At 71.7% G+C, this 21,047-nt stretch carries 21 protein-coding genes; 12 read left to right on the top strand and 9 right to left on the bottom strand.

Going from position 1 to position 21,047, the window contains the following annotated elements:
- Positions 1 to 40: 40 nt before the first annotated feature.
- Both QA802_RS27640 and QA802_RS27635 read right to left on the bottom strand, forming a co-directional pair.
- A complete protein-coding gene (locus QA802_RS27640) occupies positions 41 to 1,309 on the bottom strand; it encodes a DUF3152 domain-containing protein (protein WP_443042182.1) in 1,269 nt (422 codons plus the stop codon).
- 190 nt (positions 1,310 to 1,499) lie between these two features.
- Positions 1,500 to 2,477, bottom strand: a complete 978-nt coding sequence (locus QA802_RS27635) for an alpha/beta fold hydrolase (RefSeq protein ID WP_334527979.1) — start codon at positions 2,475 to 2,477, stop codon at positions 1,500 to 1,502.
- Positions 2,478 to 2,754: 277 nt separating this feature from the next.
- Between QA802_RS27635 and QA802_RS27630 the strand changes: the two genes are divergently transcribed.
- From QA802_RS27630 to QA802_RS27615, 4 genes are all read left to right on the top strand, one after another.
- Positions 2,755 to 2,973 (top strand): hypothetical protein, encoded by a 219-nt coding sequence (locus QA802_RS27630; protein ID WP_334527976.1) that lies wholly within the window; start codon positions 2,755 to 2,757, stop codon positions 2,971 to 2,973.
- Between the two features lie 181 nt (positions 2,974 to 3,154).
- Complete coding sequence (locus QA802_RS27625; RefSeq protein WP_319164887.1) at positions 3,155 to 3,796, top strand: TetR/AcrR family transcriptional regulator; 642 nt, start codon at positions 3,155 to 3,157, stop codon at positions 3,794 to 3,796.
- A 143-nt stretch (positions 3,797 to 3,939) separates the two neighbouring features.
- Positions 3,940 to 4,167 carry a DUF3107 domain-containing protein gene (locus QA802_RS27620; protein ID WP_020130831.1) on the top strand — a complete coding sequence of 76 codons (228 nt, stop codon included), beginning with the start codon at positions 3,940 to 3,942 and terminating at the stop codon, positions 4,165 to 4,167.
- A 205-nt stretch (positions 4,168 to 4,372) separates the two neighbouring features.
- Positions 4,373 to 4,642: a hypothetical protein gene (locus QA802_RS27615; protein ID WP_334527973.1), complete on the top strand. Its 270-nt coding sequence runs from the start codon at positions 4,373 to 4,375 to the stop codon at positions 4,640 to 4,642.
- Positions 4,643 to 4,854: 212 nt separating this feature from the next.
- Here the strand turns inward: QA802_RS27615 and QA802_RS27610 are convergent, their stop codons facing one another.
- Positions 4,855 to 5,592: a ferritin-like fold-containing protein gene (locus tag QA802_RS27610; protein ID WP_334527970.1), complete on the bottom strand. Its 738-nt coding sequence runs from the start codon at positions 5,590 to 5,592 to the stop codon at positions 4,855 to 4,857.
- Between the two features lie 511 nt (positions 5,593 to 6,103).
- Here QA802_RS27610 and QA802_RS27605 point away from each other — a divergent pair.
- The gene (locus QA802_RS27605) at positions 6,104 to 8,800 is read left to right on the top strand and encodes a DEAD/DEAH box helicase (protein ID WP_334527967.1); all 2,697 of its coding nucleotides are present in this window, start codon (positions 6,104 to 6,106) and stop codon (positions 8,798 to 8,800) included.
- Positions 8,801 to 9,016: 216 nt separating this feature from the next.
- A complete protein-coding gene (locus QA802_RS27600) occupies positions 9,017 to 9,883 on the top strand; it encodes an alpha/beta fold hydrolase (RefSeq protein WP_334534929.1) in 867 nt (288 codons plus the stop codon).
- Between the two features lie 51 nt (positions 9,884 to 9,934).
- Here QA802_RS27600 and QA802_RS27595 read toward each other — a convergent pair whose 3' ends face one another.
- Positions 9,935 to 10,831, bottom strand: coding sequence for an NYN domain-containing protein (locus QA802_RS27595; RefSeq protein WP_334527964.1), 897 nt, complete (start codon positions 10,829 to 10,831; stop codon positions 9,935 to 9,937).
- 195 nt (positions 10,832 to 11,026) lie between these two features.
- On the opposite strand from QA802_RS27595, the gene QA802_RS27590 reads away from it, so the two are divergent.
- Positions 11,027 to 11,179: a DUF8834 family protein gene (locus QA802_RS27590; protein WP_107105381.1), complete on the top strand. Its 153-nt coding sequence runs from the start codon at positions 11,027 to 11,029 to the stop codon at positions 11,177 to 11,179.
- Between the two features lie 78 nt (positions 11,180 to 11,257).
- On the opposite strand, the gene QA802_RS27585 is transcribed toward QA802_RS27590, so the two are convergent.
- From QA802_RS27585 to QA802_RS27575, 3 genes are all read right to left on the bottom strand, one after another.
- The gene (locus QA802_RS27585) at positions 11,258 to 11,863 is read right to left on the bottom strand and encodes a MarC family protein (RefSeq protein ID WP_319164882.1); all 606 of its coding nucleotides are present in this window, start codon (positions 11,861 to 11,863) and stop codon (positions 11,258 to 11,260) included.
- 140 nt (positions 11,864 to 12,003) lie between these two features.
- The gene (locus QA802_RS27580) at positions 12,004 to 12,861 is read right to left on the bottom strand and encodes a PHP domain-containing protein (RefSeq protein WP_334527961.1); all 858 of its coding nucleotides are present in this window, start codon (positions 12,859 to 12,861) and stop codon (positions 12,004 to 12,006) included.
- Positions 12,862 to 13,039: 178 nt separating this feature from the next.
- Positions 13,040 to 13,681: a DUF6758 family protein gene (locus QA802_RS27575; RefSeq protein WP_310435861.1), complete on the bottom strand. Its 642-nt coding sequence runs from the start codon at positions 13,679 to 13,681 to the stop codon at positions 13,040 to 13,042.
- Between the two features lie 160 nt (positions 13,682 to 13,841).
- On the opposite strand from QA802_RS27575, the gene QA802_RS27570 reads away from it, so the two are divergent.
- Entirely contained in the window at positions 13,842 to 15,071 is a 1,230-nt protein-coding gene (locus tag QA802_RS27570; protein WP_334527953.1) for an MFS transporter, read from the top strand.
- A 68-nt stretch (positions 15,072 to 15,139) separates the two neighbouring features.
- Here QA802_RS27570 and QA802_RS27565 read toward each other — a convergent pair whose 3' ends face one another.
- Complete coding sequence (locus QA802_RS27565; RefSeq protein ID WP_334527950.1) at positions 15,140 to 15,724, bottom strand: suppressor of fused domain protein; 585 nt, start codon at positions 15,722 to 15,724, stop codon at positions 15,140 to 15,142.
- Between the two features lie 508 nt (positions 15,725 to 16,232).
- On the opposite strand from QA802_RS27565, the gene QA802_RS27560 reads away from it, so the two are divergent.
- Together QA802_RS27560 and QA802_RS27555 are read left to right on the top strand one after the other, a co-directional pair.
- Positions 16,233 to 17,363 carry a magnesium and cobalt transport protein CorA gene (locus QA802_RS27560; protein ID WP_334527947.1) on the top strand — a complete coding sequence of 377 codons (1,131 nt, stop codon included), beginning with the start codon at positions 16,233 to 16,235 and terminating at the stop codon, positions 17,361 to 17,363.
- 23 nt (positions 17,364 to 17,386) lie between these two features.
- Positions 17,387 to 18,007: a hypothetical protein gene (locus QA802_RS27555; protein WP_334527944.1), complete on the top strand. Its 621-nt coding sequence runs from the start codon at positions 17,387 to 17,389 to the stop codon at positions 18,005 to 18,007.
- 53 nt (positions 18,008 to 18,060) lie between these two features.
- On the opposite strand, the gene QA802_RS27550 is transcribed toward QA802_RS27555, so the two are convergent.
- Positions 18,061 to 18,810, bottom strand: a complete 750-nt coding sequence (locus QA802_RS27550) for a hypothetical protein (protein ID WP_334527941.1) — start codon at positions 18,808 to 18,810, stop codon at positions 18,061 to 18,063.
- A gap of 273 nt (positions 18,811 to 19,083) precedes the next feature.
- On the opposite strand from QA802_RS27550, the gene QA802_RS27545 reads away from it, so the two are divergent.
- Together QA802_RS27545 and QA802_RS27540 are read left to right on the top strand one after the other, a co-directional pair.
- Entirely contained in the window at positions 19,084 to 20,379 is a 1,296-nt protein-coding gene (locus tag QA802_RS27545; RefSeq protein WP_334527938.1) for a magnesium transporter MgtE N-terminal domain-containing protein, read from the top strand.
- Complete coding sequence (locus QA802_RS27540) at positions 20,369 to 20,929, top strand: DUF1003 domain-containing protein (RefSeq protein WP_334527935.1); 561 nt, start codon at positions 20,369 to 20,371, stop codon at positions 20,927 to 20,929. Before QA802_RS27545 ends, QA802_RS27540 begins: the two co-directional genes overlap by 11 nt.
- Positions 20,930 to 21,047: the final 118 nt, after the last annotated feature.

Here is a 21,047-nt window from a genome sequence, read left to right as displayed (position 1 = left end):
CGCCATGCCGCTGCGGCCTTCGCCGCCCTCCCGCCCTCCGTCAACTCCCGGGGTAGGCCCAGGCGTTGGGCAGGCAGCGGATCCCGTCGTGGTCGAGGAACTTCGTCTGCTGCTGCATGACGGGCGCGAGCTCGCCGTCCTTGTCGCAGGTGACATGGCCGAAGCCGAGCCGGTGGCCGACCTCGTGGTTGATCAGCATCTGCCGGTAGGCGTACAGCTGGTCGCCGAAGGTCGGCGAGCCCTGCGCCCACCGGTAGGCGTTGATCATCACGCGCTCGGTGGCGGCCGAGTCGCAGGAGACGTTGTCCTCCGTGGTGTCCAGACCCGACTTGGCGCACCAGACGGCGGTGGTGCCGGGGCTGGCGAGCGAGATGACGAAGTCGGGCTTGCCGGAGTGGATCCGCTCGAAGGTGCGGGCGCCGCCGTGGGCCCAGCTGCGGTCGTCGTTGAGCGTCTTCTGCACGGCTTGGGCGAAGAGTTCGCCGTCGAGCCCGAGCCCCTGCTCGACGTCGACGCGGTAGGTGTACTTCCGCCCCTTGCCGGGCGCCTTGGCGACGCCCGCGATCGCGTCGAACTTCCCCGACCCCGCGAGCTTGGGGGCCAGGGGGTACTTGGCGGACATCTTCTGCGCGTACGTCAGCGTGACGACGCCGGGCGACACCGAGGGGCTCGGCCGGTCGTCCCCGCGCGTGGCGTCGTCGACGGAGTCCCGTTCGGCCCGCTCGGTCGCGGACTGCGACTGGACGGCCACGTCGTCCCGCCCGTCGGCGACCTGTCCGGCCACCACGACGGCCAGCACGGTGGTGACGGCGGCGGCCGCGATGCCGGTGAACGCCCGCCCCTTGCCGCCCTTGGCGGCGGACACGGACTCGCCGGCGGGCGGCGCGCCGTCGCCCCGTCCGTCGGCGGGGTCGCTCTCGCGGGAGACGGCGTCCGCGTCGGGCACGGGGGCGTGCGGGAGGCGTTCCCCGGGGCGCGGCGGCGCGTAAGCAGGTCTCACGCGCGTGAAGACGTCGTCTTGCGTGTCGGCGCCGAAGGCGTCGAGGTAGTCCTGGCGTGGCCCCTGGCGTGCCCCGCGGCCGGAAGGACGGGGGCCCTGGCCCGGGCCGCTCGAAGGGGGCACGGGTCGCTGACGCGGTATCACAGGCTGCCCGGTACCCGGCTGACGCGCTCTCAAGTCCCCCCAGCCGCCTCCGGCCTCACGCTGCTCGGGGTGACCGCCGCGGGCCTGCGGGAACCCGTGTGCGGGAGTGCCGTCGGCGAAGCGGGGCACGCCTTGCGCGGACGTCCCGTCGGCGAAGCGGGGCACGCCGTGTGCGGGGCTGCCGTCGGGGCCCAGGGGTGGCAGGGGCGGGGCCTGGGCGCGGCTGCCGCGCGCGTCTCCGGGCGCGGGCCCTGCAGAGGTCCCCTGTGAGGCTCCCTGTGACGCGCCCCGGGGGGCGCCGTCCCCCGCGCGCTTGGGTGCGGGTCCACGCCGGCTGTGACGTCCCACGTCGGCCTCAGCCCCTCGGGGTCGCGGTCGTGGCCGCGGTGTCGGCCAGGAGTTCCCGGAAGGCTCTCGCCACCGTCTCGGGGTACTCCATCATCGCCACGTGCCCCGCGTCCGGCAGGGTCAGCAGACGGGAGCCACGGAAGGCACGGGCGGAGCGCTGCGCCATGCGATAGCCGACGAGCTGGTCGCGTCCGCCGTAGACGAGCAGCGCAGGGGCGAGGACCCGCTCGGCCTGACGCCACAGCCCGTGCTGCCCGCCCAGCGTGTACGCGCTCAGCAACCCGCGCGTCGAACGCGTCAACGCGTCCCAGAAGTACGGCAGTCTCAGCCGCCGCTCCAGCTCCTGCACCGCGTCCCGGAAGGCGTCCGGGCTGACCCGCGCGGGATCGCCGTAACAGAGGGCCATGACGCCGCGGACGCGCTGCTCGGCCGTCCACTCCCGGGTGAGCCGGCTGAAGAGCGCGGCCACGCCGGGCAGGCCGACCAGGCCCGTGGGGACCGCGGTGCGCTGCACCCGGAGCTCCGGGAGGGCGGGCGAGACCAGGGTCAGGGTGCGCACGAGGTCCGGGCGGACCGCGGCGACCCGTGTCGACACCGCGCCGCCGAGGGAGTTGCCGAGGAGGTGGACGGGCCCGAGCTCGGCGGCGTCGAGATAGCGGATGACGGCACGCGCGTGTGCCGTGACGGAGTAGTCGCCGTCGTCCGGTGGCGGGGAGTCGCCGAAGCCGGGGAGATCGACGGCCTCGCTGGCCACCACCCCGTCGAGCGCGGCCATCAACGCGGACCAGTTCTGCGAGGAGCCGCCGAGGCCGTGTACGTACAGCGCCGGCTGCAGTCCCGCGCGCGCGGGGGGCCGGGACCGGACCGTCAACGTGACGCCGGGCAGCCCCACGGACCGCAGCCGCTCGCCCTCCGCGACCCGTACTGCGGCCGCCTTCGGCAGCACGCTGGTGGGCGGCACGGCGGGGAGCTCGGTCGAAGACATGCGGGCAATGTTACGAGACGATCACGCGCGACCATGTGTGTTCGCCGTCACACGTGTGAGCGGTGTGCCCGGCGAGGCGGTCCACGCATCGTCCACTCGCGTCCGCGCGCGATCGACGCCGGGCCGCCCCCTCACAGGGGTCATACCCGCGGGAATCAGGGGCACTGGGCACAGCGATCGCATAGCGTCCGAAACGGGTGTCTCCTAGGCTCGTACCCAGGGCACCCGCTGGTGGCCCCCGCAGCTGGCAGGGGCATTCGTAGGAAGGGAGCCCGCCATGACCGTTGACCCCACCGACCCGGAAGCGTTCGACGAGGACGACGACTTCGGGGAGATCGACGTCGAGGCACCCGAGGAGGACGCGGCCGAGCAGTCCGCAGACGTCACACAGGAGCACGACGACCCCCTGGAGGACGCCGATCCCACCCGGGCCAACGAGGCCGATCTCGCCGAACAGGCACGCGTCGTCTCGATCGACGAGGACGACTACCGCTGAAGGGCGCTGAGCTGGAACGGGGGGCGAGTATGCCCGGAACCTACTGTTTCGAAACCATCTCGACCACTTCTGTCCTCGTCCAGTCCGTGAAATTCTGCGCTCGCACCGCGCGCACCGGGGTTACCCAAAAGTACGATGGCGACGCGGCGCTCACCGCAAGAGGACGACTTTGGGAGGCGGCGTGACAGCCATCGAGCAGACAGAGGCGGCGCGCCCGCGAGGCACGCGCCTGCCGCGCCGTGCCCGGCGGAACCAGCTGCTGGGCGCCGCCCAGGAAGTCTTCGTCGCACAGGGCTACCACGCGGCCGCGATGGACGACATCGCCGAGCGGGCCGGCGTCAGCAAGCCGGTGCTCTACCAGCACTTCCCGGGCAAGCTCGATCTCTATCTCGCCCTGCTGGACCAGCACTGCGAGTCGCTGATCCAGGCGGTGCGCGGCGCCCTCGCATCGACGACCGACAACAAGCAGCGCGTCCGGGCCACCATGGACGCCTACTTCGCGTACGTCGAGGACGACGGCGGCGCCTTCCGCCTGGTCTTCGAGTCGGACCTGACGAACGAGCCCTCGGTGCGCGAACGCGTCGACAAGGTCACGGGCGAGTGCGCCGAGGCGATCTGCGAGGTCATCGCCGAGGACACCGGTCTCTCGCGCGCGGAGTCGATGCTGCTCGCCTCCGGCCTCGGCGGCCTGGCGCAGGTCGTGGCCCGGTCCTGGCTGCACAGCGACCGCAGCGTGCCGCGCGACCAGGCGGTACAGCTGCTGGCCTCGCTGGCCTGGCGGGGCATCGCGGGATTCCCGCTGCACGGCACTGATCAGCACTGAGCGGGCGGGGCGGGCGTTTGTTCCCGCCGGCTGTTCGCTCCTGGCGTGGACGGGCGCGCCGTGTACGTCCCCTCACCGGGCTAATGTGTGCAGCGTACGGCGCGGACGCCCGCGCATCTCATGACCGTCGGAGGGACATAGCCGTGGAGGTCAAGATCGGCGTGCTGCACGCGCCTCGCGAGATCGTTCTGGAGAGCGGTCAGACTCCCGAGGAGGTCGAGCGCGTGGTGGCCGAGGCCCTGGCCGGGAAGTCGCAGCTGCTCAGCCTCGTGGACCAGCACGGCCGCAAGGTCCTGGTCCCGGCCGACCGTCTGGCCTACGTCGAGCTGGGCGAGCCCGCCCCGCGCAAGGTGGGCTTCGGCGCGCTGTAAAAGGCGAAGCGATCCACGGGAGGGGCCCGGCGGCCGACACGGTCCCCGGGCCCCTCCCCTTTGCCTGCCGCCCCCGTGCGCGCCGTGCCCGCCTCTCTCCACAGAAAGAGCACGACGCGACCACACAGGAGGATTGCATTTCGCAGGTCACGGGTATGACGCGCTACGACGCTGGTGCACAGCCCGCCGCCTGGGAGGGACCCAAATGATCTTGGAAGCGCTCGGCTCCGCTGTGCTCGGTCTCGTGCTCGCGTGGACGGCGGTCACCCGCCTCTCCCACCGCCTGCCGGTCCACACGCTCGTCTTCGCGACGGGGATCGCCGGAGCCCTGTTCGGTGACTTCGTCACCCACAGCGCACTGGGCCCCGGCAGCCTCCTGCCGAGCCTTCTCGGCGCGGCGACCATCTCCGCCGCCTCGCTCTCGCTGTTGCTGCGCCCCGCCGCAAGTCTGCGCCGACGATCAGCAACGGCCTGACCCCGCAGCACGGCCTGAACCCGCGGCACGTCCCGACCGCGCAGCACGGTCCGGCCCCGCGGCACGGTCCGGCCCCGCGGCACGCCGTACCCCGGGGGCACGGCGTACCCGGGGACGCCAGGCCGGAGTTGAGCCAGCCGACCCACCCGGCGCCTCCGACCCACACGCCTCACCCGGCACCCGAGGCACCCGAGGCACCCGATAGGTGCTGACTAGGCCGCGAGGCCCAGTGCGGCCATGCGCTTGGTGTGCGCCTCCGTGATGCGGGAGAACATCCGGCCCACCTCGGCGAGGTCGAAGCCGTCCGCGACCCCGCCCACCAGCATCGTCGACAGCGCGTCGCGGTCCGCGACCACCCGCTGGGACTGCGACAGGGCCTCGCCCATCAGCCGCCGCGCCCACAGCGCGAGCCGGCCGCCCACCCGCGGCTCCGCGTCGATCGCCGAACGCACCCGGTCCACGGCGAACCCCGCGTGGCCGGTGTCGTCGAGCACCGCCAGCACCAGGGCCCGGCTGTCGGTGTCCAGCCGCACCGCGACCTCGCGGTAGAAGTCACTCGCGATCGAGTCGCCGACATACGCCTTGACCAGACCCTCCAGCCAGTCCGAGGGGGCCGTCTGCCGGTGGAAGCCGTCGAGCGCGGCCACGAAGGGCTCCATCGCCTGCGTCGGCTCCTCGCCGATCTCCGTGAGCCGGTCCCGCAGCCGCTCGAAGTGGTGGAACTCCGCCGACGCCATCTTCGCCAGCTCCGCCTTGTCCGCCAGGGTGGGCGCCAGCTTGGCGTCCTCCGCGAGCCGCTCGAACGCCGCCAGCTCGCCGTACGCCAACGCGCCCAGCAGGTCCACGACCGCGGCACGGTACTGCGGGTCGGCGGAGGCCGTCGCCCAGTCCTGGGCCGCGATTCCGGTAACGGTGTTCTCGGGCTTGTCAGAGGTCGTCATGCAGCGCACAATAGCCCGCTCGTCGCGGGCTGGAAGTCCCTGGTCAGTCAGTGTGACGACGAAGACGCAACGGACCGGTCCAGGCACTGTGACAACCACAACGTGACCGAATCGGCCATCGCATGTGCACGATTCCGGGGTATGGTGGTAATGCGCCTGCCGAATATTCGACGGGCCGCACGTATGAGGATGCCCGGTCGGTGGCCCGATCGGCTCCGACCCGACAGCCCTCATGGCCAGCTCGTACGGCACATCGCGTACGCCGGCCAGAGGGACACCCTCAGCGGTACGAGCGCTAGAGCGTCGGCAGAGGTCCCGTGCCATACGGCTTGCCGCGAGCGGTTCGCCCGTAAGGCATCCGACGTCCCCGGCACGGTCCGTCACGACCCCCGCGCTCGCCTCGCACCGCGTACACAGAAGAGGCAGCACCCTGACTACGTTCCGAGAGCTCGGAATCCTTTCCGAGACCGCCGAAGCCCTCGAGGCCGTCGGCATCACCACCCCCTTCCCCATCCAGGAGATGACGCTCCCGGTCGCCCTGACGGGCACCGACGTCATCGGACAGGCCAAGACGGGCACCGGCAAGACGCTCGGCTTCGGACTCCCGCTCCTCGAGCGCGTGACCGTCCCGGCCGACGTCGAGGCCGGCCGCGCCCGCCCCGAGGACCTCACCGACGCCCCACAGGCGCTCATCGTCGTCCCCACGCGTGAGCTGTGCACGCAGGTCACCAACGACCTGCTGACCGCGGGCAAGGTGCGCAACGTGCGCGTCCTCGCCATCTACGGCGGCCGCGCCTACGAGCCCCAGGTCGAGGCCCTGAAGAAGGGCGTCGACGTCGTCGTCGGCACCCCCGGCCGTCTGCTGGACCTCGCGGGCCAGAAGAAGCTCGACCTCAGGCACATCCGCTCGCTCGTCCTCGACGAGGCCGACGAGATGCTCGACCTGGGCTTCCTGCCCGACGTCGAGAAGATCATCAACATGCTTCCGGCGAAGCGCCAGACCATGCTGTTCTCGGCGACCATGCCGGGCGCGGTCATCGGCCTCGCGCGCCGCTACATGTCGCAGCCCACGCACATCAACGCCACTTCGCCGGACGACGCGGGCCGCACCGTCGCGAACACGAAGCAGCACGTGTACCGCGCGCACAACATGGACAAGCCCGAGATGGTCGCCCGCATCCTGCAGGCCGACGGCCGGGGCCTGGTCATGGTGTTCTGCCGTACCAAGCGCACGGCGGCCGACCTGGCCGACCAGCTCCAGCAGCGCGGTTTCGCCTCCGGCGCGGTCCACGGCGACCTCGGCCAGGGCGCACGCGAGCAGGCGCTGCGCGCCTTCCGCAACGGCAAGGTGGACGTGCTCGTCTGCACCGACGTGGCCGCCCGCGGCATCGACGTCGAAGGCGTCACACACGTCATCAACTACCAGTCCCCCGAGGACGAGAAAACGTACCTGCACCGCATCGGCCGGACCGGCCGCGCGGGCGCCAAGGGCATCGCGATCACCCTCGTCGACTGGGACGACATCCCGCGCTGGCAGCTCATCAACAAGGCGCTGGAGCTCGAGTTCAGCGACCCGCCGGAGACGTACTCCACCTCTCCGCACTTCTTCGAGGAACTCGGCATTCCCGCGGGCACCAAGGGTGTCCTGCCGCGCTCGGAGCGCACCCGCGCCGGGCTCGACGCGGAAGAGCTCGAGGACCTGGGCGAGCCGGGCGGCCGCAACGCACGCGGTCGCGGTGACCGCGGCGGACGGGGCGGGCGGAGCGACTCCCGTTCCGGCGGACGCTCCTCCGAGCGCTCCGGGGACCGTTCCGCGGACCGTTCCGACGACCGTTCCGACGACCGCGAGCGGGCAGCCCGTACGCCGCGTCGCCGTCGTCGTACCCGCAACGGCTCGCCGGTCGACGCGGCCGCGGCGCCCGCCGGGACCGCGCTGGAGCAGGGTCCCGCCGCCGAGCGGACGCCCGTCACCGAGGAGGCCGCCGGCCCGCGCACCCCGCGTCGCCGTCGTCGTACCCGCAACGGGTCCGCGCCGGAGACCGTCGCCCCCGTGACAGCCGTCGAGCCCGCCGCCGAGGCGGCGGAAGCGGCTGTGACGACGGCGGAGGGCCCCGCCCTCGACACGCCGGAGACCGCGCCCGATGCGTCGAAGCCGCGCCGCCGCCGCACCCGCAGGACCGCGGAGCCCGCCGTCGACACGGCCGAGCCGACCGGTACGACCGACGCGACCGTAGCGGTCGAGCCGGCCCAGCCGGTGGTGGAGGCCGCGCCGCGCCGCCGTACCCGCAAGGCGACGGCCCCGGCCGAAGCGGCGGTCGACACCGTCACGAGCGTCGAGGTGGCCCCGGAGGCCGCCGCGGCCGTGGAGCCCGCGGTCAAGCCGCGCCGCACCCGCAAGACGGCCGCCGCCGCCGAGACCGCGGTCGACACGGCCGAGGCGACCGAGGCCAAGCCCCGCACCCGTACCCGCACCGCCCGCAAGGCCACGGCCGCCATCCCGGCCCAGGTCGCGCAGGAGCAGGAGACGGAGGCCGCGCAGGAGGCGGAAGCCGTCAAGCCGCGCCGCACCCGCAAGACCGCCGCGTCCGCCCCGGTCGAGGCCGCGGCGACGACTGCGGTCGACACGGCCGAGGCGACCGAGGCCAAGCCGCGCCGCACCCGCAAGACGGCCGCCAAGACCACGGCGACGGCCCCGGCCGCGGCGGAGGCTGTCGTGGACACGGCCGAGGCCACCGAGGCCAAGCCCCGTCGGACGCGCAAGACGGCGGCCGCCAAGACCGCCGCTGCCGCCACCGCCGTCGAGGCCCCGGAGGCTCCCGAGGCCGAGGTCAAGCCGCGCCGCACCCGCAAGACCGCGGCCCCGGCCGAAGCCGCGGTCGACAGCGCCGAGGGCGCCGAGGCCAAGCCGCGGCGCACCCGCAAGACGGCGGCCGCCAAGACCGCTGAGGTCGTCGAGGTCGCCGTGGCGGAGCCGGCCGCGGAGGCCGCCGTCGCGAAGCCGCGGCGCACCCGCAAGACGGCTGCCGCCGCCCCGGCCCCCGCCGAGACAGCCGTCGAGACGGCCGAAGGCGCGGAGCCGGGGCCCCGCCGCCGTACCACCCGCAAGGCCACGGCCGACATCCCGGCCCAGGCCACGCAGGAGGCGGAAGCCGTCAAGCCGCGCCGCACCCGCAAGACGGCGGCCGCCAAGGCCGTCGCGGAGCCGACGGACGGCTGAGCCGACGAGCTCACAGCCGAGGGCCCGGTCCACACCCTGTGGACCGGGCCCTCGGCGTTTCCCGGCCCCCGGTACTCTCGCCCCGTGACCGACCGCAGCGAGCCCGCTCTGTCCGCCGAGCCTCCCGTCAGCCCCGCCGCGCCCGGCGCCGTCGGACCCACCGGCGTCGTCGCGTCCGCCGCGCACGACGCCTACGACGCCTACGACGCGTCCGCTGTGTTCCCACCGCCCTCCGGCGCACGCGCGTACCCGCTGCGGACCACGCGTGGGGCGTTCGCCGTGGTCGACGCGCCGGTGGCCACCGGTGTGGAGCAACGGGGGGTCGCGCTGCTGCTGCCGGGGTTCACCGGGAGCAAGGAGGACTTCCACCGGCTGCACGAGCCACTGACCGCCCGCGGCTACCGGACCGTCGCCGTGGACGGCCGCGGGCAGAACGAGTCCGACGGCCCCGCCGACGACGAATCTCCGTACGCTCACGAGGAGTTGGCCCGTGACGTCCTCGCGCAGGCGTCCGCTCTCGGCCAGCCCCTGCATCTCGTCGGCCACTCCATGGGCGGGCAGATCGCCCGTGCCGCCGTCCTCCTGGACCACTCCCCGTTCGTCTCGCTCACGCTCGTCTCGTCCGGCCCGGCGGAGATCTCGGAGTCCCAGAAGCAGCGCGTGAAGCTGCTGCACGACGCGCTCGCGGTGATGACGATGGCCGAGGTCTGGCAGGCCATCCTGGCGATGGGGGCGCCGGAGGAGGTCGGCGGCCCGGCCCGCGGCTTCGGCAAACTGGCCCAGATGCGGCAGCGCTGGCTGAACCACAAGCCGGCCCAACTCCTGGTAACGGGCCGCCGGTTGTGCGTCGAGCCGAACCGGGTCGCGGAGCTCGCGGCCGTCCCGCTGCCCTTCCACGTCCTGTCGGGCGCGTCGGACGACACCTGGCCGGTCCCCCTCCTCGACGCGATGGCCGAGGAACTGCGGGCGCGCCGGACGGTCGTGCCGGACGCCGACCACTCCCCCAACCAGGACCAGCCGCTCCTGACGGCCCGCGGTCTCGCCGACTTCTGGGACGCCCTCCCACCGACCACCCGGAGCTGAATCGGGCGCGTTTCGCCGTCCTGAGCACGCTGGGAGCACGCTGGGAGCGCGCTAGTACTGCGCCTGCATGTGCTCCCAGAAGCCGTCCCGCAGGGCGCGCCGCAGGTCCGCCTGGCCGCGCAGCGAGTACTGCAGGATGCCCTCGGCCTCCACGAGGAGGTCCTGGTCGACGGAGCCGGGGAGGTAGGGGTGGCCCGGCAGCAACTCGGCCAGGCTCTCCCTGCCCCGCGCCGCCAGCCACTTCGCCGCGATCTGCGCGCCGGCGAAACGGACGGCCTCGCGGGTGGGACGGCCCGCGCCGGCCGACTCGTAGGCCCCCGCGGTGCGGCGGGCCACGTAGGGCTTGAAGAAGTCGAGGTCGAGGGTGCGCTGGCTGTCGACCTCCCAGAGCAGCGGCTCCGCCTGGTTGCGGCCCTCAGGCGCCTCGATGCCCCACAGGTGGACGCGGGCGCCGTACCCCTGCGCGGCCTCCACCGCCGATACCAGGTCCTCGTCGCCGCCCAGCAGGGCCGCGTCGCTGATCGCCCGGTGACGGGCCAGCGACTCGAGGTCGGTGCGGATCAGCGAATCAACGCCCTTCTGCTGGTTGTTGGCGTTGAGATTGCCCAACCGCACTTTCACGTCCGGCAGTTCGGCGATGGACTGCTGCTCGGTGGTGTGGATGCGCCGCCGGGCGCCGTCGTACCAGTAGACCCGCAGCAGCCGGCTGTCGGCGAAGATCGAGCGTGCGCGGTCGATGAGCGCCTCGATCAGGCCCTCGGCGTCGAGGTCGAAGGCCCGCCGGTCCTCGGTCCCGGCCACCAGACGCCCCGCCGCCGCGTACAGGTACCCCGCGTCGACGAAGATCGCGTGGGTCGAGGGCGTCTTGGCCACCTCCGCGAGCATGCGGGTCAGCAGCTGGTTCGTGCGGTCGATGCGGGCGGCGAGGGCCGGGAGGTCGTCGTTCATCGCCTCCATTGTCCCGGTGGTCACGCTGCGAACACAACCGGTCCCGTTCAGTCCACACAAGCTCCCTTACTCGCTAGTAATTAGTCGTTCGAAAAATTTCTTTAGCGTAGGGAATGTTTGTAACACGCATGCCGTTGACTCCCTACGTAACCAAGTAGTTCTCCTCAGGAGGATGACCAGACGAAGGGAGAAGCCATGCGCTTCGAAATCATGCGACTCGACGACGTCGACGGAACCCCCGTGGACAGCACCGTCGTGGACGCCGCCTCCGTCAACCGGATCGTTCAGCAGGCCGCCGCCATCGGGCAGCGGCTGTGGATCCGTCCGGCCGACCCCACGGCCTCGTAACAGCGCGGGTCCCCTTACAGGTTTGCGAGCCCCCTACGGCACCGCCGTAGGGGGCTTTGCTGTCCGCGTGTCCGCAGGTCAGCTCGACCGGACGACCATGGTGATCCCGTTGATGATCTGCTGCACGGCGATCGCCGAGAGCATCATGCCCGCGAGCCGGGTCACCAGGACCACGCCGCCGTCCTTGATGACGCGGATGATCAGCAGCGAGTACCGCATCACCAGCCACAGCACGACATGGATGGCGAGGATGGCCGCCCAGACCGAGGCCTGCGCCGCCACCCCGTCCGCCTTCTGCACGGCGAGGATGACGGACACGATGGCGCCGGGGCCGGCCAGCAGCGGCATGCCCAGGGGGACAAGGGCGACGTTGACGTCCTTGGTCTGCTTCGGCTCGTCGGTCTTGCCGGTGAGCAGGTCGAGCGCGATCAGCAGAAGCAGCAGCCCGCCCGCGATCATCAGCGCGGGCACGGAGACGTGCAGGTAGTCGAGGATCTGGTGGCCGAGGAGTCCGAAGACGGCGATCACGCCGCCCGCCACACAGACGGCCTGGAAGGCCATCCGCTTCTGCACCTTGCCGGGGCGTCCGGCGGTCAGCGCGAGGAAGATCGGGGTGATCCCGGGGGGATCCATGATGACGAAAAGGGTGAGGAAGAGGGAGCCGAAGACAGCGACGTCGAACATGGTTGGGCCTTGCGGAGAAGGGCTACCGCTGTGAACAGTCGTTCCGCATGGGGTATCCCAGGCCCTGGAGGCACTGGGGGGAGGAACGGGTGGGCACAGCCTGCAGCACAGGGGCGTGGAAACGGAGTCGGGGTCGGAACTCAGACTCCGCCGGCCCCCGGGACGGGAAACGCACCCGTCGCCCGCCGGGTGATCTCCCCGTACACCTCGGGGTCGGTGGTGTACTCGCCGAGCACGCACGTCTTACGGCTGCCGTGGTAGTCCGAGGAGCCGGTGACCAGCAGCCCCAGGTCCCGGGCCAGGCCGCGCAGCCGCGCGCGGGTGTCCGCGTCGTGGTCCATGTGGTCGACCTCGACGCCGTCGAGACCGGCGGCGGCCAGCTCGGCGATCACGGCCTCCGGCACCGTGTGCCCCCGCTTGCTCGCGCCCGGGTGCGCGAAGACGGTGACCCCGCCCGCGGCCTTGACCAGCCGGATCGCCTCGAAGGGGTCGGTCTCGTGCTTCCCGACGTGGGCCCGGCCGCCGTCGGCCAGCCAGTGCGCGGTGAAGGCGTCGTTCACGGTCGGGACGACGCCGAGCTCGACCAGCGCGGTGGCGACATGCGGCCGCCCGACGGACCCCTCCCCCGCGATCCGCGCCACCTGGTCCCAGGTGACGGGCACGCCCAGGTCGTTCAGCCGGGCGATCATCGCGTGCGCCCGGGGCACCCGGTCGTCCCGCACCAGCTCGCGTTCGGCGAGCAGAGCGGGCTCCTCGGGGTCGAAGAGGTAGGCCAGCATGTGCATGCTGATCCCGTCGACCCGGCAGGACAGCTCCGCGCCGGTGACGAGGGTGAGCCCCGAGGGCAGTGCCGCGACGGCCTCGGCGTGTCCGCGCGTGGTGTCGTGGTCGGTCAGCGCGACGACGTCCAGTCCGGCGGCTGCGGCGCCTCGCACCAGCTCGGCCGGGGTGTCCGTACCGTCCGAGGCCGTGGAGTGGCAGTGCAGATCGATGCGCACGACGCGGACTCCAGTCGGGGACGGACGGAAGGGGACGCTCCAGCATAGCCGGAAAATCAGACCGCCCTGTCACACCCGAAACCCCCCGGCGCCCCCTACACCCGCCAGACCCGACAGGGCCGACCGGATCGGCAGAGCCCGGCGGAATCAGCAGGGCCCGACAAAAGCCGACAGCGCGCTACGGCTTGAGGAGGCGCGGTGACAGTGCCCCGCAGGGCACCAGCTCCACCTCCGCCCCCGCGTCCCGCAGATCCGTCAGCACCAGCTCGTCGTACATCAGCAGTCCGGACTGCTCGGGCCACACCACCGCCCACAGCCACAGCCCCCGCGCCTCGCCCGCGAAGACCGCACGGTCGTCCGGGGTAGCCGAGACATGCCAGAGCGGAGTGGGCCGACCTGCGGCCAGGACCTTGGCCTGCGGCGGTTTCTCGACGCTCATGTACGGCCCCGGGTCCGGCCCGTCGACGCCGGCGTAGCGCGCGCCCAGGCCGACGCCCAGCTCCTCGGCGACCAGGATCAGCTCGCCCATGCCGCCGAGCGGTCCGGGCCCGGAGCAGGCCACCGCGGTGGCACGGCCGCCGCTGCGGTCGTCGCCCGCATAGGTCACACCCGTGAAGAGCCAGCCGACCGGCAGCGGCCACGGCATCCACACCGGCACCTGGGTGCGGTGCACGACGACGCTGAGCGCCTCGACGCTGGGCGGGATCACAGGCTGCAGCGGATGGACCGTCCCGTGCACATCGCACTGCCAGGAATCGGCGAAGAGTCCGGGAGCCCTGACCCGGCCACCACACTTCGGGCAACTGGGTTCGCCCCTCATAGAGCCCCACGGTCCTACCCGAGCACGTCCACGTCAAGGACGATCACCCGTCCGGACGGAACCAGTTGCTCTCGCACAACATACATGTAGCTTGCATTAATTAGCCGAGCTAACTTACTATGTGCATATACCAACCATCTCTGGAGGGGTGAGACGCACCATGGACCCATTCGACGCGGGAGCGGGAACCGGAAGCATCCTGCGGCAGCCGAAGGCGGTGTGGGCGACCGCCGGCGCGTCCGTCGTCGCCTTCATGGGCATCGGCCTGGTCGACCCGATCCTGCCGTCCATCGCCCAGGGGCTGGACGCCACGGCCGGACAGGTCTCCCTGCTCTTCACCTCGTACTTCCTGATCACCGCGATCGCGATGCTGGTCACCGGCTTCGTCTCCAGCCGCATCGGCGGACGCCGGACGCTGCTCGCCGGCCTCGCCCTCGTCGTCGTCTTCGCGGGCCTCGCCGGCACCTCGGACTCGGTCGCGCAGCTGGTCGGCTACCGAGCCGGCTGGGGACTGGGCAACGCCCTCTTCGTCTCCACCGCGCTCGCCGTGATCGTCGGCGCGGCGGCCGGCGGCAGCGCGGCCGCCATTCTGCTGTACGAGTCCGCGCTCGGCCTCGGCATGGCCTGCGGACCGCTGCTCGGCGCGCTGCTCGGCGACGCCAGCTGGCGCTACCCGTTCTTCGGCACCGCGTTCCTGATGGCCATCGGCTTCCTGTGCATCACGGTGTTCCTGAAGGAGCAGCCGAAGCCGGCCCGCAAGACCTCGCTGCTCGACCCGCTCAAGGCGCTCGGCCACGGCGGTCTCGCCTCCGCCGCCGCCTCGGCGTTCTTCTACAACTACACGTTCTTCACCGTGCTGGCCTTCACCCCCTTCGTGCTGGACATGACCCCCTACAAGTCGGGAGCGGTGTTCTTCGCCTGGGGCGTGCTGCTCGCGGTCTTCTCGGTGCTCGTCGCCCCGCGACTGCAGAAGCGGTTCGGCTCGCTGAAGGTGCTCGGCGGCTCGCTGCTGCTGCTCGCCGCCGACGTGCTCCTCCTCGGCTACGGCGACCACTCCACGGCGGTCGTCTGCACGATCCTGTCGGGCGCTTTCATCGGCGTGAACAACACCGTCTACACCGAGTTGGCGCTCGGCGTGTCGGACGCGCCGCGCCCCGTGGCGAGCGCCGGGTACAACTTCGTGCGGTGGTTCGCGGCCGCGGCGGCGCCCTACTTCGCGCCGAAGATCGAGGAATGGACCGACGTCCACGTGCCGTTCGTTGTCGCGGCGGTGACGGCGGTGCTCGGCGCGGTCGTGGTCGTCGTCCGGCGCGGGGCACTCACGGCCGAGGCACGTGAACTCGAGCCGCAGCACGCGACGGAGGACGGGGTCGCGGTCTTCGCCGGCTGAGCCCTCCGCGCCCGGCATCGCCAACCGGCCGCCGACGGCCGGGCTTTGGTGACGTTCCTCACGGAGCGTCAGTCGAACGGGACGGACCTGCGGGACGGATCCCGCAGGTCCGTCCCGTTCGTCAGCCAGCGCTCCTGAAGGGCCTGGGCGCCGTGCACGCGCTTCCAGGCGGCCTCGTTCGGGGTCATCGGGAGCAGCGGCAGGAAGCGGACCGGGTCGAGGGGCCCGTCGAGGTCGAGGTCCTCCACCAGACCGCCCGGCTCGGCGACCAGGACCGAGGTGAACGGAGCGCCGGGCCACAGCGGCCCGCCCACGTCGAGGGAGGCGCCCGGAGCCACGACCACGCCCTCGACCTGCGGGGAGGCGGCGAGCACGGCGAGCGGACGAAGCACCTTGTCCGTGTCGGCGTCACCCGGCCGGACGGACAGGAGCAGTTCGGCGCGCGGGCCCTTCACCGGGTCCGCGAGCACCGCCGTGGGATCGCTCATCGGCTGCGCGGACATGCCGAGCGTGGCGTAGCGAACGATGTCGCCCTCACGGAAACGCAGCACCTCGACGCGGTCGGCGCCGAGGAAGGTGACCGCCGCGCGGGCGTCCGGCTCGCCCAGCGCCGTGCGCAGACGGGCCTCGACCAGAGGAAGAACATCAGCCATGCGGCGAGCATAGAACTCGTCAGAGCGCGGCAAAGCAGCACCTTGACACTTCGGTCGACTGCTACTCTTGCCCGGTGGTTCGGGGCAGCACGCTGAAGCGTCGCGATCTTGCCCCGACGCAGACGAGACTCCCTTACGAGGGACCGGCTGGAGGAGGTGGGGCTGTCATGGATCGAAGTCACCCGTGCAGTACCACTCGCTCTTCCGGCCGCTGACGCAACTGCTCTGGCCTCTTCGCCTCTGGCCTTCTCGCCTCCGGCTGGTCGCCGACTCTCGCGCTCATCTTCAGCGGAAGAGCACTTCGTTTCGTTTTGCCTGATCTGTCTGATCGTTTGATCTGAATCAGTAGCGAAGCTCGCCACCGCGACGGAGCGGTGCTCCCCGCTTTGTGGACGTGCCAAACCTTTCCCGCCTCGAGGGCCGGGAAGACCCAAGTCAGGACGTCCCCATTCCGGGCAGTTCCACCCGCCGTGGCGGTCTTTCTTTGCTCGTCGCGAAGGAACCTGCCATGTCGATGATCCGCGACCTCCGTGCCGTCGTCCGCCCGGCCCGCCCCTCCCTGCGCAAGGGGGGCGGGCGTATGGACAACGGCGCCTACGACACCACCCGCGACCCCGCCACGCCGTCGGCCGTCGTCGACTGCGCCGTCTACCGCGACGGCGCCCGCGTCGTCTTCGCCCAGGCGCCGAACCCGCAGGAGGCCATGCGTCAGGTGCGGCGGGACGGCGGCTTCGTGTGGATCGGGCTGCACGAGCCGACCGAGGCCGAATTCGCCGGTATCGCCGCCGAGTTCGGGCTGCACCCGCTGGCCGTGGAGGACGCGGTGCAGGCCCACCAGCGGCCCAAGCTGGAGCGTTACGACGACTCCCTCTTCACCGTCTTCAAGACCATCCACTACATCGAGCACGACCGGCTGACGGCCAACAGCGAGGTCGTCGAGACCGGTGAGGTCATGTGCTTCACCGGCAAGGACTTCTTCATCACCGTCCGGCACGGCGGCCAGGGCTCGCTGCGCGCACTGCGCCACCGCCTCCAGGACGACCCCGAACTGCTCGCCAAGGGCCCCTCGGCGGTGCTGCACGCCATCGCCGACCACGTGGTCGACGGCTACATCGCGGTGGCGGACGCCGTGCAGGACGACATCGACGAGGTCGAGACGGAGGTGTTCTCGCCGGGACGCAAGGGCACCCCGCGCGGCACGGACGCCGGCCGGATCTACCAACTCAAGCGTGAGGTGCTGGAGTTCAAGCGTGCGGTGTCGCCGCTGCTGCGGCCGATGCAGCTGCTGAGCGAGCGGCCGATGCGGCTGGTCGACCCCGACATCCAGAAGTACTTCCGGGACGTCGCCGACCACCTCGCCCGGGTCCAGGAGCAGGTCATCGGCTTCGACGAGCTGCTCAACTCGATCCTCCAGGCCAACCTCGCACAGGCCTCCGTCGCGCAGAACGAGGACATGCGCAAGATCACGTCCTGGGCCGCCATCATCGCCGTACCGACGATGGTGTGCGGGGTGTACGGGATGAACTTCGACTACATGCCGGAACTGCACTGGAAGTACGGCTACCCCGTCGTCATGTCGGCCATGGTGGCCCTGTGTGTGGGCATCCACCGCACGCTGAAGCGCAACGGCTGGCTGTGAGGACGCCCGGCTAGGCTGACGGCATGACAAGCGAGCCGACCGGCCGGGCCCACGGAGACCGGGCACTCGACGAGCAGGCCCTCGCCGAGCAGACCCTCGCCGAGCAGACCCCCGACGAGCAGGCGCCCGACAAGCGGGCACTCGTCGAGCGGGCCCTCGTCGAGGAGGCCACCAAGAAGTCCGGCCTGGTCTGGGTCAGGGGCGCCGGTGAGACGGCCGCGCGTGCGCTGTGGCACGTCTGGCACGAGGGCGCGGCCTGTCTGGTCGGCGACGGGCCGGGCGAGCAGCCGCTACCGGGGCTCGTCGAGGGCGGCTCGGCCGAGGTCACCGTCCGCAGCAAGGACAAGGGCGGCCGACTGGTCTCCTGGACGGCTCGGATCGTCCAGCTCACGCCGGGCTCGAAGGCGTGGGAGGCGGCCGTCGCCGAACTCAAGGGCAAGCGGCTGAACGCGCCCGACGGCGAGGCCATGACAGAGCGTTGGGCCCGGGAGTGCCGGGTGCTCCGGCTGGAGCCGACCGGCGACCTGGCGCCGCTGCCGGACGGGGACCTCGCCACGGCGCCCGTCGCCACCCCGGCCACGACGCGCGAGGCGGCGCCGGCCGCACTCCCGAAGCTGCTGCTGCGCAAACGCAGACGCAAGTAGCCGCCGCGGACGCCCGGCGACGAGGCTACGGCGTCTGGGCTACGACGTCGGGGCTACGACGTCGGGAGCTGTTTGCCGTAGTCCACCGTCTCGCCCTTCGTCGGCTCCTTGAGGGCGAAGTCCTTCCCCCAGGCCGAGAAGCTCAGCGTGCCCGCCCCTCCGGCGCGTTCCAGGCGCAGGGGGTACGGCTTGCCCTCCAGCGACACGTCCAGCGCGCCGCCGGAGCCACCGTCGCCCGTGATGCGGACCGTGCGGACGCCGGACTGCTCGTGGTGGCCGTCGGTGTCCAGCGAGCCGTGCAGCGTCAGCAGACCGTCGAGCAGGAGATCCTTGTCCGTGAAGCCGCTGAACTTCTTGTACGACGGGTCGCCGGTCGGCACCTTCACATACTTGCCGTCGAGCTTGCCGCCGGTCGCCGCGTCCTTGCCGTCGTCGGACTTGGCGTCCTCGTGCTTCCAGAACGCCGCGTCGGCTTTCAGGAACAGCTGCTCGCCGACCCGCAGCAGATGGAAGGTGGACCCTTCGGCGGTGACCGAGCCGGTGGCGCCGTCCGCCTTCAGCCGCATGTCGAGCTTGTACGTGCGCCCGCTGGTGACCACGTTCCCCGACAGGCGCACCGCGTCGACCGAGTCCGCGGCCGCCTTCGTCTTCGCCTGGATCTCCGGGGCGGGAAGTCTGCCCACCCCGTTCGTGCCCGCGTCCGGATCCTCACTGCATCCCGTCAGTCCCAGACCCACGACCAGCGCGCACACCGCGCTCACCAGCGGGACCCGGCGCGTACGGTTCTGGGGAATCGCAGTCACAGGGGGATTCACCTTTCTGCGGGGTTGTGCCGAGCGGCGTACGGCAGCGTACCGGGGTCTCGGAGCCCTGGCGGAGCCAGTCCGTCCGGACCGCCCACCAGGGCGTATCCGATCGGGACGGGCTAGCCTTAAGCCCGCACGAGCGGGCATTCGGGAGAAGTGCGTCACCCCTGACGACGCGGACGGTCGCTCCGTGAACAAGTCAGCGGAGACGGCCGTGAAGGCGGCCGTGGAAGTGTCCGTGAAGAAGTCGGCAGGGAAGGAGGTGCGGTGATGGCAGCGGGCGCCCCGCGGATCTTCGTCTCGCACCTCTCCGGCATCCCCGTCTTCGATCCGAACGGTGACCAGGTGGGCCGGGTACGCGACCTCGTCGTCGTACTGCGGGTGGGCCGCCGGCCGCCCCGGGTGCTCGGGCTGGTCGTCGAACTGTCCACGCGGCGGCGCATCTTCCTGCCGATGACCCGGGTCACCGGCATCGAGTCCGGACAGGTCATCACCACCGGCGTGCTCAACGTCCGGCGCTTCGAGCAGCGGCCGACCGAGCGGCTGGCCTTCGGGGAACTGCTCGACCGGCGCGTCACGCTCGTCGAGACCGGCGAGGAGGTCGGCGTCCTCGACGTGTCGGTGCAGCAGCTGCCGGCCCGCCGGGACTGGGAGATCGACCGCGTCTTCGTCCGCAAGGGCAAGAAGGCGAGCGCGTTCCGGCGGGCGAAGGGCGAGACGCTGACCGTGGAGTGGTCGGCGGTCACCGGGTTCTCGCTGGAGGAGCACGGGCAGGGCGCGGAGAGCCTGCTGGCCACCTTCGAACAGCTGCGCCCCGCCGACCTCGCCAACGTCCTGCACCACCTGTCGCCGAAGCGGCGCGCCGAGGTGGCCGCGGCCCTCGACGACGACCGCCTCGCCGACGTCCTCGAGGAGCTGCCGGAGGACGACCAGATCGAGATCCTCGGCAAGCTGAAGGAGGAGCGCGCCGCGGACGTCCTGGAGGCCATGGACCCCGACGACGCGGCCGACCTGCTGTCCGAGCTCCCGGAGCAGGACCAGGAGCGGCTGCTGAGTCTGATGGAACCGGCGGACGCGGCCGACATGCGGCGTCTGATGGCCTACGAGGAGCACACCGCGGGCGGGCTGATGACCACCGAGCCGATCGTCCTGCGGCCGGACGCCACCGTCGCGGACGCCCTCGCGCGCGTGCGCAACCGCGACCTCTCCCCCGCGCTCGCCGCGCAGGTCTACGTCTGCCGCCCGCCCGACGAGACGCCGACCGGCAAGTACCTCGGCACGGTCCACTTCCAGCGACTGCTGCGCGACCCGCCGTACACCCTGGTCAGCTCGATCATCGACGACGATCTGCAGGCCCTGGCGCCGGACGCGGCGCTGCCGGTCGTCGCCGGATTCTTCGCGACGTACGACATGGTCGCGGCCCCCGTCGTCGACGAGGCGGGCTCGCTGCTGGGCGCGGTGACCGTGGACGACGTCCTGGACCACCTGCTGCCCGAGGACTGGCGGGAGACGGAGTTCCACCTCGACGAGGGCGCGACCGAGGAGGTGGGTCCGGGTGACTCCTGAGCGCGACAGCGGCGGGCGCGCCGAGCGCACGCCGGTCGGCGCCACGGCGTCCGGCCGGCACCGGCCCCGGCTGGACCAGCCGCGGCCACCCCGGCACCGGATCCTGCCCGAGTGGGACCCGGAGGCCTTCGGACGGCTGTCGGAGCGCATCGCGCGGTTCCTGGGCACCGGACGGTTCATCGTCTGGATGACGATCGTCATCATCGTCTGGGTCCTGTGGAACATCTTCGCCCCACGCGACCTGCGCTTCGACAACTACCCGTTCATCTTCCTGACCCTGATGCTCTCCCTCCAGGCCTCCTACGCGGCCCCGCTGATCCTGCTCGCGCAGAACCGGCAGGACGACCGCGACCGGGTCAACCTGGAGCAGGACCGCAAGCAGAACGAGCGGTCCATCGCCGACACCGAGTATCTGACCCGGGAGATCGCCGCCCTGCGGATCGGTCTCGGCGAGGTCGCCACCCGGGACTGGATCCGCTCCGAGCTCCAGGATCTCCTGAAGGAGATCGAGGAGCACCGGGCATCCCAACTGATGGAGGATGGTTCCTGAGGGCCGCTGAATGCGCCGTACCATCGTGCTTGTGACTCCGCCTCTCCCAGGGAGCGGCTTCTCAATCGGACGCGACCGCGTCCTCATGACGGACAAGCCCTGTCCGGCGCCTGACGGC

The sequence above is a fragment of the Streptomyces sp. B21-105 genome (assembly GCF_036898465.1).
Classification (GTDB): domain Bacteria; phylum Actinomycetota; class Actinomycetes; order Streptomycetales; family Streptomycetaceae; genus Streptomyces.
The sequence above is the reverse complement of the archived record's forward strand: the minus strand, read 5'-3'. Positions and strand labels throughout refer to the sequence as shown.

Coding starts and splice junctions, on each gene's coding strand:
- QA802_RS27595 (WP_334527964.1), bottom strand. CDS start 10,831: ATGAACGACGACCTCCCGGCCCTCGCCGCCCGCATCGACCGCACGAAC.
- QA802_RS27590 (WP_107105381.1), top strand. CDS start 11,027: ATGCGCTTCGAAATCATGCGACTCGACGACGTCGACGGAACCCCCGTG.
- QA802_RS27615 (WP_334527973.1), top strand. CDS start 4,373: ATGATCTTGGAAGCGCTCGGCTCCGCTGTGCTCGGTCTCGTGCTCGCG.
- QA802_RS27605 (WP_334527967.1), top strand. CDS start 6,104: ATGACGCTCCCGGTCGCCCTGACGGGCACCGACGTCATCGGACAGGCC.
- QA802_RS27635 (WP_334527979.1), bottom strand. CDS start 2,477: ATGTCTTCGACCGAGCTCCCCGCCGTGCCGCCCACCAGCGTGCTGCCG.
- QA802_RS27575 (WP_310435861.1), bottom strand. CDS start 13,681: ATGAGGGGCGAACCCAGTTGCCCGAAGTGTGGTGGCCGGGTCAGGGCT.
- QA802_RS27570 (WP_334527953.1), top strand. CDS start 13,842: ATGGACCCATTCGACGCGGGAGCGGGAACCGGAAGCATCCTGCGGCAG.
- QA802_RS27565 (WP_334527950.1), bottom strand. CDS start 15,724: ATGGCTGATGTTCTTCCTCTGGTCGAGGCCCGTCTGCGCACGGCGCTG.
- QA802_RS27545 (WP_334527938.1), top strand. CDS start 19,084: ATGGCAGCGGGCGCCCCGCGGATCTTCGTCTCGCACCTCTCCGGCATC.
- QA802_RS27555 (WP_334527944.1), top strand. CDS start 17,387: ATGACAAGCGAGCCGACCGGCCGGGCCCACGGAGACCGGGCACTCGAC.
- QA802_RS27585 (WP_319164882.1), bottom strand. CDS start 11,863: ATGTTCGACGTCGCTGTCTTCGGCTCCCTCTTCCTCACCCTTTTCGTC.
- QA802_RS27630 (WP_334527976.1), top strand. CDS start 2,755: ATGACCGTTGACCCCACCGACCCGGAAGCGTTCGACGAGGACGACGAC.
- QA802_RS27560 (WP_334527947.1), top strand. CDS start 16,233: ATGTCGATGATCCGCGACCTCCGTGCCGTCGTCCGCCCGGCCCGCCCC.